Origin of the sequence: Pseudomonas sp. 008, from assembly GCF_016861935.1 — a bacterium.
Classification (GTDB): Bacteria; Pseudomonadota; Gammaproteobacteria; order Pseudomonadales; family Pseudomonadaceae; genus Aquipseudomonas.
The window spans coordinates 500,121-514,475 of record NZ_BOMA01000001.1; the positions used below are offsets into that span (position 1 = coordinate 500,121).

Genomic DNA, 14,355 nt, shown 5'->3' on the forward strand with positions numbered 1-14,355 from the left:
GGTTTTGATGTCTATATGATGTTGTTCCCTTCGTTCGTGCGCAAATAATCGGACATTCGGCAGGGTAGAGATAGAACAGAGAATTAAATATCCGGCCTATGAATGGGTATCAAGGCCATGATGGATAACGGTTTCAACGGGGTCGCGGGGTTTGTAAGTCGATCGATCGCAGAAGGTGGCAAATCAGTCATCAATTGCTGCTAAGAATTCCAATATTTCCGAATCTGCTGGTGATGTTTCAATTTCTTTAAAGGCGGTGGTTCCCTCTCTTTGTGCTTGTAGCATTTCTTTGAAAGTCCTGAGCCGTTCTTGGGTAAAAGTACCTTCTCTGTTTGCTATATTGTAAATGTTGCCGTTTGCGCGAAGACGGTACGCTTGAATTTTTCTACAGTAATTCATGTAAACGGATTTGCTCAGTTCGTTACCGGTGGTGTTGGCTAATATGCTGCGATTGGCAAAGCATTTAATTTGATATTTTACAGATTGAAGCAATGCGTTTAGACGCATAGGGTCATCTTCGATCAATTCGTATTGGTAGTCCCATGCCTCTTCATAACTTGTTGTGTTGGCTACGTCGTCTTCGACTAAGTAACGCTTTTCATCTTCCAGCTTTTTTCTTTCGGAAATAAGTAGTTTTATCTGGCTATCTATCTCCGGCATGGTTCCATATTGCTGTAAAGAAGTTATCAGGTTGTTCAGTTTTTTTCCGATGTCATTTAATTTGCAATCGATAATTATGCTTTTTTTCTTAGCCTTTGAAAGTTCAATGTTTTGCAAAGCAGTCTCCATCGCGAGTGTTGCAGTATCGTGGCAGATACGGAGCAATACAGGCACGGGAAAAGATGTTCCGTTTTCACACCTGTCAATACCATGTATGGCTCGTGCCGAACAGTGCATGCTATTTGGACTCGACTTGTTAACCTTCACTTGGAAAGACGAGCCACAATTTCCGCACTTCACAAGCCCGGACAGGAAGTGTTTTGTTGGTGCTGACGCTGGTATGTAGGCATCTTCAAAGCGCTTTTGGACTTGATAGAATAATTCTGGACTGACTATTGGCGGGTAGGTCAAAATTTCACGCCAAAATCCAATTGCAGCTTTGTTTGTTAGCCATTTCCTAACGCTTGCTGGATGGCGTTTTTCAAATGTCGGATGACTTGTTTTTAATTTTTTTAGAATTCTACGTTCGCCGAGGCCAGATAACGCATCTTCAAAGGCGGTTTTCATTGCAGCTGCAATGTCCTCCTTTAGTGTTCCGTCTGTATTCAACCAGATTGGTGTTCTTCTTTTTGGTATTACTCCTTCTCTTGCATTTTGTTCGCGAATTGTATAGCTGTGTTTAATTCGTTTGCCAAGATCAACGCTGTATGTGAAAGCCTGCTCTATCTTGCCTAGCAATTGCCAAATCTGATCTGATTTAATAACTGGACCATACATTGTATTATCTTGCAATGTTATAATCCGTACGCCGGCTTCTAGAATTTGATTTATTAATGAAAACATCTTTGTTGCGGTCAGGCGTCCAATCCGATCAATGGCTTCAACTAGAATAATATCGCCGTCGCCAATTTCTTTAACCTCAATGGCTTCGAGCAGCTTTCCGAGCCCGTGCTTCAAATGATCGCCTTTTGATGCGGATCGTCCTAAATCTTCAAAGGTTTTTGGATAAACTTTGTATTCCGGGTTTTCACCAAGCCATTTGGCTATCATGGCTTGCTGCCGTTCTAGGCTGCTACCTGAACCTTGTTTGATACTGGAGAAACGCGCGTAGCCGATTGCATAGGGCATTGTTTTTGACCTTGGGTGTTATAAAAGTATGATGCAAACACACATTCTGGAGGCGCGATTGGATGCGCCCCTATCGGCTGTTCTGTGTTTTGCGATGACTAATTTATACCACTAGAAATCGAGTTTCTAAACACAATACAAGTTTTTTACGGGTTATTTTTCATGTTGTAATTGATGTAATTAGATTCGTAGTGATATTGCAGATTATAGTGACGAGTCGGTGGTGGGCACCAACGGCATCGGCACAACCCTGGCGGCGGCGCAGCCGCTAATCATCCACAGTGAAGAGCACTTCCTGGCGTCCAATTTCCGCCTGAGCTGCTCGGTAGCGCCGATCTTCGACGCCCAGGGCCTGCTGCGCGGATGCCTGAACGCGACCTGCATGAACAGCGACGGCCCTCGTGAAAGCCAGTACCTCACGCTGCAACTGGTGATCATGTACGCACGCCTGATCGAAAACGCGCACTTTCGTCAGAGCTACCGCGATCGGCTGACCCTGTCCCTTAAACCCATCGATGAAATAGCCGACCTGGCCAACGAGCAGCTGCTCGCCCTCGACGAAAGCGGACGCGTCATCGGCGCCAACCGTGCCGCTTTTGTCGCCCTTGAACTGGCCGACGGGCCGCCGTTGCTGGGCATGCCCATCGACAGCCTGCTCCCGACCACCATGAGTTTTGCATCCGAACGACGTTATACAGCCCTCTCAGGCGCTTCACAGCACCTTCGATATCAGTTTCTTTCACTCCGCCGTATCCCAGCACCAACAGGTTATCGTCGAGCCTGTCTGGATCGATGTGATAGGCACCCCGCAGCGTCAAACCATGGGCAGGGGCTAACTGAATCATCTTTCGGACTGTACCAGCGGCGCCGATGGTGACTGCCAGGTGGATGCCAGCCTGCCCCGAAGAAAACTGCACATCATCACCAAAGTAATGTTTCAGGTTTTGCTGCAACAGACTCCTGCGCGCCGCGTAGACAGTCCGCATTTTTCGGATATGACTGGCGAAATGGCCTTCTTGCGTGAAATGCAGTTAAGCATTAGTCATCCATGGCTCGCGCCATTCCCTATAGAATCCTCAAGCCCATCAAAACAAGGACCTTCAGCGATTCACTCTGCCAGCGACCTCTATCCTGATCTACCCTTAGCTGACGAATCAATGAGAGTAAATGTGGGAGTAAACCTATCAGGAGGTTGATTATGGCCAAGCTCACTGCCAAGGAATTGGAAGCACTGACCGAGCAGGATGTCGGAATCATCATACGCGACGAAGGCAGCCTCGCGGGCAGGGTCTCACTCCGCAAAAAAGGTATCGCCATCCCCTTTTACTTCCAGTTTCGCTGGGGAGGGATTTACACCCGCTTCTCGTGCGGTACCTGGCCAAGCAAGTCGTTAACCGAAATCCGCAAGGAGCGCAGCGAAGCACGAGACCTTGTAGCCAAAGGGATCAATCCTAATGAGAACAAGCGCGCAGAAAAGGTCAGACTAAAAGCGGAGCTGGCTGCATAACTCGCAGAAGCCGATCAGCAAAAATCTATGGAGCTAACGCTGCTAGACCCTATCGGGAGAATGGTTTCGCGATGGCGTGGCACGAAAGGATGGTAATGCCGAGCTACGGAGAAAATTCGCGAAAGATCTTTACCCCGCCGTTGGCTCAAAAGTCATCAGTACAGTCAGTGAGCATGACCTGCGAGCCCTGGTGCGTTCCGTCATGGCTCGCGGCGCTACTCGTCAGGCCATCAGTCTTTTTTCGGATATCGTTCAGATGTTTGGATGGGCCCAGAAACGCCAGCCATGACGAGCACTGCTGGTCGACGGAAATCCAGCAGACTTGGTCGAAATCGATAAGCTTGTACCCAGTGACTACCAGGAGGAACGTACCCGGATCCTCTCCTCCACCGAACTTCAAGAATTACACCAACGCTTTCAGAAAATGACCGCCGACTATGCAGCACTACCTGACGGCGAGAAGTACGATGGAATTCGCCCCCTGAAACTAGAGACTCAACTTGAGCTTTGGATCTGTTTGGGAACGTTATGCCGGATCGGTGAACTGCTTCAGGCCGAATGGAAGAATGTCGATCTGGATAACCATACTTGGTTCATCCCGAGCGGGAACGTCAAAGGCAGCCGGCGCAAGAAACAAGACCATCATGTTTTCCTCTCACCCTTTGCCCTGCACTTCTTTCAGGATCTGAAAACTCTGACTGGACATAGCCAAGGGTGCTTTCCGAACAAGCAGAATGATGGGCATGTTGACGTGAAAGTGGTGAGCAAGCAGGTGGGTGACCGCCAGGCCCGATTCAAAAACCGTAAGGCTCTCTCCAGACGGCGTCATGACGACACCTTGGTCCTTGCCGACGGCCAGAGCGGTGACTGAACGCCGCATGACCTACGCCGCACGGGCGCGACCATGATGCAAGCTTTCGGCGTCAGCCTAGACATCATCGATCGGTGTCAAAACCATGTGCTGGCCGGCTCTCGGGCGAGACGCCACTACCTGCATCATGACTATGCCGAAGAGAAGAAACGCGCTTGGAATCTGCTGGGTGATAGGCTCAGTGCCGTGCTGTCCTCGACCTACGAGTATCCGCCAACCGAGTCGACGCTGTCTTTTTCCTGCGTTCGCGACTACAGAGACGTGGCCTCCCTCATAGAGCTGTTGCGCTTTCCGGAATTTAACATCCGTGACAACAAGTAAGGTCCGACTCCAGGTTCCCGACCGTGACACTCTTCGATATGCCTTTTATGGAGAGCATGGATCGCACGCAGTCGGTGTCGTAGCCATTCATCAGGCTCTCGCCAGATTTTCGGTGTTTGTGACAACCCAAAGCAGTTTTCCAGCCCAAAAGATAGGGGCGTAGATTCTCGACAACTTGTCGCAGACTGCGACCGACTGAGCTTCGGTGGTCATTAGAAAATAAAACAAAGTCATTAGTTTTTATAATTGAACCCGAGGCCTGCGAGCCAAATGAAGCTATGAATCGATTCTTAGCAGGATAAATTTCACGATTCTGAGCCATCGCTGTGAAGAAGACTGTCGAGCTGCGCATAAACTGATATCGCGTGCACGACTTCACTCCTGCCTACGCTAGACAGGAACTGAGGATGGGGCGTTTGGCATTGATATCCTTCAACACGCCTGCATGGGTATGATTCATCCCTAACCAGCAGGAATTGACTCATGGGAAAGAAAAACATCGCCTCTGTCGAACCCAATGAAAATGGCACCAAGGAGCGGATACTGAAAATCGCTGCAGAGTTGTTTTCCACGCGAGGGTTTCACGCGACCGGTATGGCCGAGTTGGAAAAGGCCACGGGCCTTGGTCGGGGAGCGCTGTATTACCACATTGGAAGCAAGGAAGAGTTGCTATTCGAGATCACCAGCCGCTATCTACGGGTGTTGATCGCTGAAGGCAGCCCTCTGTGCGAAAGCGATCTACCTGCGGAGGACAAATTTCGCCAGTTCTCCACCATCGTCATGAGGACGATCGTCACCCATCTAGCCGAGATGACTGTCTGTTTCCGTGAAGTATATTCCGTCATTGGCTCACGCCAGACCGAATTACTCGACCTGCACCGCCAATATGAGAGGCTCTGGTCACAGATCCTCAAGACAGGCGTCAGTGAGGGTACTTTCCGTACATCTGACTCTTTGGCCGTCAAGGCTATCCTTGGCATTCACCACTACAGTTATCTGTGGATCAAACCGGGAGGCCCGCGCTCCTCCGACTCCATTGCAATGTTTTTCTGCGACACCATTCTGCCAGGACTCAAGGCTACGCAACCCCAGGCTTGACGACCATCAGCGGCGCATCACATGCGCCGTCTCCGCTCTTATCCCCTTACACCCATATCTACATCGACGCTCTGTAGGCGTTCGTAGCCACTAGACCATCCACCTTTTCCGATCTACGCTTAAAAAACAGACTGACCGATCGGTCTACTGATCAGTTACCTGCTCTGGTTAAGCTCCCGAGGAAAAACAATGATAAAAATACCCATAGTCCATGCGAAGCAAGGCATGTCTGAAACGCCGATAGCCCGCAGAGATTTTCTGATTAAAAGCGGAGCATTAGTTGGCACTGCGGCACTTCTTCTGGCTGACAGTAAACTCGCCACGGCAGAGACCACCAGCACGGCAAGCCTTGACCCGAACCTGCCCCTTGAAGTCCCGCAATGGACTCTCAGCCTTGGCGCCCCGACGGCAAGCCCTTACGGAAAACCCTCAAAATTCGAAACCAAAGCTATCAGAAATTTATATCCCGGTCTGAAGGACACGATGTCTGCCTACAGCACCTCACCGCTTCAAGAACTGGATGGCATCATTACTCCCAACGGTTTGTTTTATGAGCGCCACCACGCGGGGGTACCGGAGATCAATCCTGAGGAACATCGGCTGATGATCCACGGCCTCACTGAAACAGCGCTGATATTTACTATGGACGAAATTCGCCAGTTCCCCGCTGTGTTGCGGGTGCACTTCATGGAGTGCTCGGGAAATCCGTCGCTCCTTCCTCCGTGGGGTAAAACCGCAGCCGAAGTCAGTGGTTTGGTGAGTTGTGCGGAGTGGACAGGAGTTTCCCTGAAAACAATGTTGGATGAAGCCGGTCTGAAGCCAGAAGCCGAATGGATCATCGCCGAAGGTGCTGATGGCGCCGCTATGACGCGAAGTATTCCCATCGAGAAGTGCCTGGATGATGTGATGGTCGTTTACAGCCAGAATGGCGAGCGTCTGAGACCGGAACAGGGATACCCGCTGCGCCTGTTTGTTCCAGGCTACGAAGGCAATACTCACATCAAATGGCTGCGACGATTACACGTCACCGACACACCTGCCTACAGCCGGGAGGAAACCGCTAAATACACTGACTTGATGGCCAACGGCAAAGCCCGGAAATTCTCCTTTGTCATGGAATGCAAATCGCTGGTTACCTACCCCTCCGGCACCCAGAAACTGACACGTAAGGGGCTGCATGAAATGCGTGGCATTGCATGGAGTGGCCACGGCAAAATCACACGTGTCGACGTCTCCGTAGACGGTGGCAATAACTGGACCCAAGCCAGACTGCAGGAGCCCGTTCTGACTAAGGCACTTACTGCCTTCAGAGCCGCTTTCGAATGGAACGGCCAGGAACTGATGATCATGAGCCGTGCCATTGACGAGACCGGATACGTGCAGCCGATGCTGGAGCAATTGATCGGCGAGCGTGGCAAGGTGTCGTTCTATCACAATAACTCAGTGCAACCTTGGCGGGTGTCCAGCAATGGGGAGGTGACCAATGGAAGGGCCTAAAAGTGGATCGTTGCTCATCGGGTTGCTCTGCGCGTGCGCGTTCACCTTTGCCGCCGCACAACCCAAATATGGCTTGGGCACGCATGCTTCCGACACACAGATCGCTGGTTGGAACATCGATGTGGCCCCCGACGGGAAGGCATTGCCACCGGGGAGCGCCACGGTCGCCGACGGCGAAAAAGTTTACATGAACAGTTGTGTCGCCTGTCATGGATTGAAACTCGAAGGCGGCGTCGGCCCAGCATTAGTGGGAGGCGACCGGTCGCTGACCACTGAGAAGCCGGTCAAAACAATCGGCAGCTATTGGCCCTACGCAACGACTCTTTTTGACTACATCCGTAGAGCAATGCCCTTTCAAGCTCCACAGTCATTGAGTAATGAACAGGTATACGCAGTCACCGGCTACATCCTGCACATGAACAAACTGATTGAAGCCAATACGACCGTCAATGCATCGACATTAGCAGCGGTAAAAATGCCGAATCGAGATGGTTTTTTTGTCGATGATAGACCCGACAGCAAAGCGGTTGCCTGCATGACTAACTGCTTGAAAGTTCTCTGATAGAACCCTGCCTGACCGGGCAGTATTGCTAATCGATGGCGGTGCGATTCGCTCAAGTCAGTCGGCCCGACGCTGCGCATCGCTCTTCGAGCAAACGCACGAACATGGTCCGGCTTTGCGACACCGTCCCCCGGCGCCACACCAGCCAGGTTCGCAAATAGCGAAAGGATTCCGACAACGGCCACACACTCACCGTGGTGCAGCCCGGCATGCTTTCGAGCATGCTGCGCGGCATCAGCGCCAGGCCAGCACCGGAGCTTACACAGGCCAGCATGCCGTGATAGGACTCCATTTCAAAAATCTTGCCGGGCACCGCAGCATCCTTGGCAAACCAACTTTCAAAGTGATGGCGGTAAGAGCAATTGGAGCGAAAGGCGTAGATGTTTTCGCCGTTCACGTCCTGCGCGCGGTGGATCGGCGAATGGTTGAGTGGCGCGATAAGCACCATCTCCTCCTCGAATGCTGCCACGCCCTCCAGTGCCGCGTGCAGCACCGGCCCGTCGACAAACGCAGCGGCCAATCGACCCGATAGCACGCCGCCGATCATGGTCCCAGAAGGACCGGTGGACAGGGCCAGTTCGACCTTGGCGTGCTTCTGGTTATAGGCGGCCAACAATTCAGGGATTCGCACCGCCGCCGTGCTCTCCAGCGACCCCAGGGGAAACGATCCTTGCGGCTCTTCCCCGGCAACCGTCGCGCGTGCCTCCTGGACCAGATCGAGAATGCGCCGGGCATAGTCGAGAAAACTCCAACCGGCCGGCGACAGCCGCAGGCGGCTTTTCTCGCGGATAAACAGGTCCACGCCCAGTTCCAGTTCCAGTTCCAGTTCCAGTTGTTTGATCCGCGTTGTCAGGTTCGACGGCACACGATGGATGTGCTGGGCGGCGACGCTGATGCTGCCGTGCTCGGCAACCGCTTTGAAAATTTCGAGCGCGTGTCACTTTCGGCGGTGTGAAAAAGAGCGGATTCGGTCGTGAGCTTTCGCACTTCGGGGTACGCGAATTCTGCAACGCGCAAACGGTGTGGTTGGATCGGCATTAAGTGCATGGACGAAGTCTGGAAACTATGCTCCAGCGAACGTTGTAACGCCGTCAAGGCTGCAAAAAAACTGCCGCTTTATAGGCGGCAGAGTCTTGGCAGTGCCTGTCGCCTGCGATCAGACACGAAAGCTGCCCACCAACGGCTTCAAGTGAACCATTGGCAGCTGCAGATCAGTGGCGCGCTGAAACAAGAAAAAAGGCACGCAGAATCAAGACATTCACTTCACTAGATACGATGATGAACATTTTAGAATGCATCAGCAGCGATTTGTAGCTGGCAACCACGGAGAAATTCCCGCGAGGCGGGTTCCTTGACGTTTGACAATAGGAGGTCAATAACCATCATGAAAGACGCCACCATTGCACTGCACCACGGATTCAAATCGGACCCGACCACCAAGGCCGTCGCCGTGCCGATTTACCAGAACGTCGCCTTTGAATTCGATAACGCCCAACACGGCGCTGACCTGTTCAACCTGGACGTGCCAGGCAATATCTACACGCGGATCATGAACCCCACCAACGATGTGCTGGAGCAACGCATGGCCGCCCTCGAAGGCGGTGTCGCAGCCCTGGCCGTCTCGGCCGGCAGCGCGGCGATCCACTATGCGATCCAGACCCTCACGCGTGCTGGTGACAACATCGTCACCACGCCACAACTCTATGGCGGCACCTACACCCTGTTCGCCCACCTGCTGCCGAGCTTTGGTGTGGATGTGCGTTTTGCCCGGGACGACTCCGCCGAGGCCATCGCCGAACTGATCGACGACGACACCAAGCTGGTGTACTGCGAAAGCATCGGCAACCCGGCGGGCAATATCATCGACATCGAAGCCCTGGCCAAGGTCGCCCATGCCCGTGGCGTGCCGCTGATAGTCGACAACACCGTAGCCACGCCGATCCTGTGCAAGCCGATCCAGTTCGGCGCCGATATTGTCGTGCACTCAGTGACCAAATATGTCGGCGGCCACGGCAACTCCCTGGGCGGTGTGATCGTCGACGGCGGCACATTCCCCTGGACCCAATACCCGGAAAAATTTCCCGGCCTCAACCAGCCCGAGCCGGCGTATCACGGCGTGGTCTATACCGAGAAGTTCGGCCCCGCCGCCTTCATCGCGCGCGCCCGCACTGTGCCACTGCGCAACACCGGCGCGGCGCTGGCGCCGATGAACGCGTTCCTGCTGCTGCAAGGTTTGGAAACCCTGGCCCTGCGCATGGAGCGCCACACTGAAAACGCCATGAAGGTTGCGCAATTCCTGCAAGGCCATGCTGAAGTGGAATGGGTCAGCTACGCCGGGCTCCCGGATCATCCGCACCACGCATTGGCGCAGAAATACATGCAAGGCAAACCATCGGCGATCCTGTCGTTTGGCTTGAAGGGTGGCTATGAGGCAGGCGTGCGCTTCTATGACGCCCTGCAGATTTTCAAACGCCTGGTAAACATCGGCGATGCCAAGTCCCTGGCCTGCCATCCAGCCTCTACCACCCACCGGCAGATGAATGAGCAGGAGCAAGCCAAGGCCGGTGTGAAGCCGGAGATGATTCGCCTGTCGGTGGGTATCGAAGCCATCGAAGACTTGATCGTCGATTTGACGCAGGCGTTGAGCTCAACCCCGACTCTGTGACCAGGCCGTAGGCGCAGAGGTGCTCGAGTAACGGTGTAGGCATTCGCCATCATGGCTGTCCTTGGCCATGGCAAGAATGCCTGTTGTAACGAGGTGCTGGACGGGCCGATCCACAGGTCCTTGATCACTGGATCAAATCCTGTCCTTGCGGCTATCAGCGTTTTTGTTTGCTGCCCAGGACCAACGCCACACCGCCGAGGACCGCCACAGACGCCACGACCAGCCGCAGGGAAAGGCTTTCACCGAGAAAGATAATGCCCGCCAGCGCCGCCAGGATGGGCACACTCAATTGTACGGTGGCCGCCTGGAACGATGCCATGTGGCGAACTGCGCTGTACCAGACCGCGTACCCGACGCCCGAGGCCAGCGCTCCGGAAAACACCGCATAGAGTAGCCCCAGCGGATCCCAGCGCAGCCCTGCTAAAAACCCCAGGCTTGCAATAAGCACCAGCGGAATCGAGCGAATGAAGTTGCCTGCTGTGGTCGCCAGAGGGTCCGATACGCCTTTGCCTAGCAACGAGTACCCACCCCATGCGAGCCCCGATACCAGCATTATGAGCGCACTGTATGGATCTGGAGCCGTGGCGCCGGGGAGCAGTAAACTGATCAGGCCACCAAGCGCTGACAACAGTCCGATTATCGCGGGTAGTCGCATCCGCTCGCCCTTGCAAACGCCATATAGAACCATGGTCAGTTGCACAGCACCGAACAGCAGCAATGCCCCTGTTCCCGTTTCCAGGTGAAGGTAAGCAAAGGAAAAAGCGAACACATAAATGAACAGCGCTGCGGCGCCCAACCAGCTTCCCTTGACCGGCGTTGATGGCCGTTTGAGGGCGCAAATCAGCCACAACACCAAAGCGCCACTCACCAGTCGGACAACGCTGAAGCTCGCTGCATCAATGCCGGTGTGTTTCAGCGCCAGGCGACACAGCAACGAGTTGGCGGCGAATGCGACCATGGCAAAACAGGTCAGCCCTATCAGCCTCGCGGACACGGGTGATATAGCGGTCTGCGTGAGGTGATTGTTCATTATTCTTGCTGGCTCCAATGCCCGTGTGGCTTTCAGATGTTGCCGACGACGATGCATGACCGTGCACGGTTTGAGTTCCTCGCAAATTTATAACGGCTCTGTACCGATCGGTCAATAAAAAATGATTCCAGGGCTGTGCGGGATGCCGATAAAGGGTTTGAATGACGTGTGCCAGAATGTTCTATCACTGCCGATGAAAACTGCTGGCTTCGTAGCTGATGTCTGCGATAGCGGCTAACAAATTAGCGTTGGGGTGTCTGTCATACACCGCAGTAAAGGGCATCTCATAACATTCGGGGTCTGTTTTCAAAATCTTGAGTTCGCCGCTCTTGATGTAACTGGCACAGGATGAGATTGGCAGCAAGCTGATGCCCAGCCCGCCACGGGCGAGCGAAATGATTGCACCTAGAGAATTACAAGTTGCCGCTCGCTGCTTACGGCCTATGGGCAGGTTCAAAAGATCATCGATCAAGTTGTTAGTGTAGGACTCCGTGCCCTGATACAAAATCGGCCACTTGCGTAGTTCCTCCGCAGGCATTATTTCGTTGCAGGGGATAAGAGAGTTACTGGCCATCCAGGCAAACGAAACCGTTCCAAGTTCACGTGCAATCAGGCCAGGCTCTGGAGAGAGACCTGCCACAACGGCCAGGTCCAGGTTACCACTCCGGATGCCCTCTGAAAGAAAGGGGTTCAATCCAACCTCATATTCAACTTGAAGGCCAGAATAACGGGCTCTGATAAGGGCCGCAAACTTGGGCAACCATGTCATGGCGACCAGTTCTGCAACTCCAATTCGAATAATGCCGGTGAGTGAGCTCTTCGAGCCCACTGTGTGTTTTATTTGCTCGGACAACGTCTCCATCTGTTGAGCATAGACAACAAGCTCTCTCCCTTTGAACGTCAGTTGCACATGACGTTGCGATCGATCAAATAGTTCGACGCCCAGGTCTTGTTCGAGCTCAATGATGCGAGCCGAAATCGTAGACTGTGTGACACACAGGCGATCTGCCGCCGCGGAAAAACTTCCAAGTTCGGCGATTACCAAAAATGTCTCGAGTTGGCGGAAATTCATATTTTTATTCTCTTCAATGATTAATCTGCACTTGAAGTGTTTAACACTAAGTGCTGGCGACCGCTTTTTGGCCACCCTGTAATCGATCTCGAATGTGGCAATTCGTCGGGATCATCACACGCCATCATGCCGGTCCAGTCAAGCAGGACACACCTCGTGTGCAACCCTCACCGGAGCGCTGCGAAGGAAACGTTTCCGGGCAGGAGAATATCATCCGATTGGGGACGTGGGGCCCCGAGCTCTGACTGCCAGCGTACGTGAGATGCGCTCCGCAGCCCCGCGTTGCCTCACCGTCACATCTCCCTATCGAAATTATCGATTCACCCCGACAAAGTTTTTTCGTTTGAATTTCAATCGCACTTGGCAAATTATCAGCCTGGAAATGTCGGGGAGGAGATAGGCGTGACAAGCGACTGAAAGAGATTTGCAAATCCCATTCATGGACATCAACCAGCCCGAAATGATGACTTGATATGCCTGAAGTCTGCGCCCGCAGTCTCAAGTCATGACGTAGCGCAGCAGCGCATGTTGTATCGAAGCACATGAACAATCCGACACGTCGGAGCTGCATAACGACTGGACCTCCAACCTTCTGGACAGGACGTGTCACTTCACTGCCGAACAATGCTCCAATAATAATAGGTGATAGATGTGTTGAGCACTACGAGCGAACTTTCGACAGACAAACTTGATACCCGTACTTGGGGCTGCCCGCCTTCACCTCGGTACGCCTCACTTGTTGAAAAGATCAGACCTGTTTTGGCCGACATCAAGAAGGGTGCGGCCGAGCGAGATTCCAATCGAATTTTACCTGGCCCACAAATCAATGAACTCAAAGCGCTAGGTTTCGGCGCTATCCGAGTACCTGTCGACTACGGCGGCTCTGCGGTCACCCTCCCGGAATTCTTCGCGATGATTATCGAACTGGGTGAAGCTGACTCGAATATCGCACAAGCATTGCGCGGCCACTTTGCCTTCGTGGAAGACTTGATGAGTTTCGGGGCAACGCCCTTCGCGGATCGCTGGTTGACCATTGCTGGACGTAATGAAACAGCTTCTAACGCCATGGCGGAAATTGGTCCGGGGGCGATGCAGAAATCGTTGCTGACGAAACTGATTGAGCAAGACGGGATTTTTTTCGTCACGGGATCAAAATATTATTCAACGGGGGCGATGTACGCCGACTGGATTGAAGTCAACGCGGCCGACGCTACCGACGATGCAGTGCTGGCAATGATTAACAGGCATGCAGAGGGCGTGGAGATCATCGACGACTGGGATGGATTTGGACAAAAGCTCACTGCCAGTGGCACCGCACATTTCAGCAATGTGCTAGTGGCGGAGAGGGATCTGCGCAAGCACTCAACACGGTTTGGGCATTCGCTTCCGTACTTTCAACTGTACCACCTCGCTACATTGGCGGGCATTGCGCGTGGCATTGCCAATGATACTGCTGAGTTTGTGGCGAAAAGAACCCGCGTGTACTCACATGGCGCCGCAAGTAAATCCTCCCACGACCCGCAGCTTTTGCAAGTAGTCGGTGCGGTACGAGGGATGGCTTACTCTGCGGGAGCGCTCGTGATGCGCCTTGCGGACAGTATGGAGAATGTCGTCAATATACTGAGAGACGGTGATAAAGACGCTTATGATCGAGCGTGTCCGCTGCTCGAAATCGAGACGTCTCAGATCCAATCAGTTGTTATCGATCTCGTTTTGAACACGGCCACTCAGGCATTCGATGCAATGAGTGCTTCCAGCACCAAACAGGGGCTGGGACTTGACCGCTATTGGAGAAATGCGCGCACCATCGCATCGCACAATCCACATATCTATAAACAGCGAATTGTTGGGGAGTTTGCCGTCAATGGTACGCTGCCGCCCGCTCGCTGGACGGTTGGAGCTGTATAAGAGATTGATCTCATCGCCTACAGCGTTCGTAAAGAA

General features: G+C 53.2%; 10 protein-coding genes and 4 pseudogenes. 9 read left to right on the top strand and 5 right to left on the bottom strand.

Annotated elements, in window-relative coordinates; translation table 11 throughout:
- Window positions 1-183: 183 nt before the first annotated feature.
- Window positions 184-1,788, bottom strand: coding sequence for a recombinase family protein (locus JUI81_RS02125; protein WP_204123569.1), 1,605 nt, complete (start codon window positions 1,786-1,788; stop codon window positions 184-186).
- A gap of 211 nt (window positions 1,789-1,999) precedes the next feature.
- Between JUI81_RS02125 and JUI81_RS02130 the strand changes: the two are divergent.
- The 3 genes and pseudogenes from JUI81_RS02130 to JUI81_RS02140 all read left to right on the top strand — a co-directional run.
- Window positions 2,000-2,458, top strand: a pseudogene (locus JUI81_RS02130) (GAF domain-containing protein); the annotation flags it as partial.
- A gap of 214 nt (window positions 2,459-2,672) precedes the next feature.
- The gene (locus JUI81_RS02135) at window positions 2,673-2,984 is read left to right on the top strand and encodes a hypothetical protein (protein ID WP_204123570.1); all 312 of its coding nucleotides are present in this window, start codon (window positions 2,673-2,675) and stop codon (window positions 2,982-2,984) included.
- Window positions 2,985-2,986: 2 nt separating this feature from the next.
- Window positions 2,987-4,443 (top strand): annotated as a pseudogene (locus JUI81_RS02140) (tyrosine-type recombinase/integrase).
- A gap of 103 nt (window positions 4,444-4,546) precedes the next feature.
- Here JUI81_RS02140 and JUI81_RS31975 read toward each other — a convergent pair.
- Window positions 4,547-4,692 (bottom strand): annotated as a pseudogene (locus JUI81_RS31975) (group II intron maturase-specific domain-containing protein); the annotation flags it as partial.
- A gap of 278 nt (window positions 4,693-4,970) precedes the next feature.
- Between JUI81_RS31975 and JUI81_RS02145 the strand changes: the two are divergent.
- The 3 genes from JUI81_RS02145 to JUI81_RS02155 all read left to right on the top strand — a co-directional run bounded on the left by JUI81_RS02145 (window position 4,971) and on the right by JUI81_RS02155 (window position 7,644).
- Window positions 4,971-5,585: a TetR/AcrR family transcriptional regulator gene (locus JUI81_RS02145; RefSeq protein ID WP_204123571.1), complete on the top strand. Its 615-nt coding sequence runs from the start codon at window positions 4,971-4,973 to the stop codon at window positions 5,583-5,585.
- A 189-nt stretch (window positions 5,586-5,774) separates the two neighbouring features.
- Window positions 5,775-7,082: a sulfite dehydrogenase gene (soxC, locus tag JUI81_RS02150; protein WP_239077647.1), complete on the top strand. Its 1,308-nt coding sequence runs from the start codon at window positions 5,775-5,777 to the stop codon at window positions 7,080-7,082.
- Window positions 7,069-7,644, top strand: coding sequence for a c-type cytochrome (locus JUI81_RS02155; RefSeq protein ID WP_204123572.1), 576 nt, complete (start codon window positions 7,069-7,071; stop codon window positions 7,642-7,644). Before soxC ends, JUI81_RS02155 begins: the two co-directional genes overlap by 14 nt.
- 52 nt (window positions 7,645-7,696) lie before the next feature.
- Here JUI81_RS02155 and JUI81_RS02160 read toward each other — a convergent pair whose 3' ends face one another.
- Window positions 7,697-8,569, bottom strand: a complete 873-nt coding sequence (locus tag JUI81_RS02160) for a LysR substrate-binding domain-containing protein (protein WP_204123841.1) — start codon at window positions 8,567-8,569, stop codon at window positions 7,697-7,699.
- A gap of 8 nt (window positions 8,570-8,577) precedes the next feature.
- On the opposite strand from JUI81_RS02160, the pseudogene JUI81_RS32105 reads away from it, so the two are divergent.
- Together JUI81_RS32105 and JUI81_RS02165 are read left to right on the top strand one after the other, a co-directional pair.
- Window positions 8,578-8,685 (top strand): annotated as a pseudogene (locus JUI81_RS32105) (hypothetical protein); the annotation flags it as partial.
- A 343-nt stretch (window positions 8,686-9,028) separates the two neighbouring features.
- Window positions 9,029-10,309 carry an O-acetylhomoserine aminocarboxypropyltransferase/cysteine synthase family protein gene (locus JUI81_RS02165; RefSeq protein ID WP_204123573.1) on the top strand — a complete coding sequence of 427 codons (1,281 nt, stop codon included), beginning with the start codon at window positions 9,029-9,031 and terminating at the stop codon, window positions 10,307-10,309.
- Between the two features lie 154 nt (window positions 10,310-10,463).
- On the opposite strand, the gene JUI81_RS02170 is transcribed toward JUI81_RS02165, so the two are convergent.
- Both JUI81_RS02170 and JUI81_RS02175 read right to left on the bottom strand, forming a co-directional pair.
- Complete coding sequence (locus JUI81_RS02170) at window positions 10,464-11,303, bottom strand: DMT family transporter (RefSeq protein WP_204123842.1); 840 nt, start codon at window positions 11,301-11,303, stop codon at window positions 10,464-10,466.
- 220 nt (window positions 11,304-11,523) lie between these two features.
- Entirely contained in the window at window positions 11,524-12,411 is an 888-nt protein-coding gene (locus JUI81_RS02175) for a LysR family transcriptional regulator (protein WP_204123574.1), read from the bottom strand.
- Between the two features lie 759 nt (window positions 12,412-13,170).
- Between JUI81_RS02175 and JUI81_RS02180 the strand changes: the two genes are divergently transcribed.
- Window positions 13,171-14,319 carry an acyl-CoA dehydrogenase family protein gene (locus tag JUI81_RS02180; RefSeq protein WP_204123575.1) on the top strand — a complete coding sequence of 383 codons (1,149 nt, stop codon included), beginning with the start codon at window positions 13,171-13,173 and terminating at the stop codon, window positions 14,317-14,319.
- Window positions 14,320-14,355: the final 36 nt, after the last annotated feature.

Excerpts from the sequence above, each read along its gene's own strand:
- JUI81_RS02155 (WP_204123572.1), top strand. The coding sequence starts at position 7,069 with ATGGAAGGGCCTAAAAGTGGATCGTTGCTCATCGGGTTGCTCTGCGCG.
- soxC (WP_239077647.1), top strand. The coding sequence starts at position 5,775 with ATGATAAAAATACCCATAGTCCATGCGAAGCAAGGCATGTCTGAAACG.
- JUI81_RS02175 (WP_204123574.1), bottom strand. The coding sequence starts at position 12,411 with ATGAATTTCCGCCAACTCGAGACATTTTTGGTAATCGCCGAACTTGGA.
- JUI81_RS02125 (WP_204123569.1), bottom strand. The coding sequence starts at position 1,788 with ATGCCCTATGCAATCGGCTACGCGCGTTTCTCCAGTATCAAACAAGGT.
- JUI81_RS02165 (WP_204123573.1), top strand. The coding sequence starts at position 9,029 with ATGAAAGACGCCACCATTGCACTGCACCACGGATTCAAATCGGACCCG.
- JUI81_RS02145 (WP_204123571.1), top strand. The coding sequence starts at position 4,971 with ATGGGAAAGAAAAACATCGCCTCTGTCGAACCCAATGAAAATGGCACC.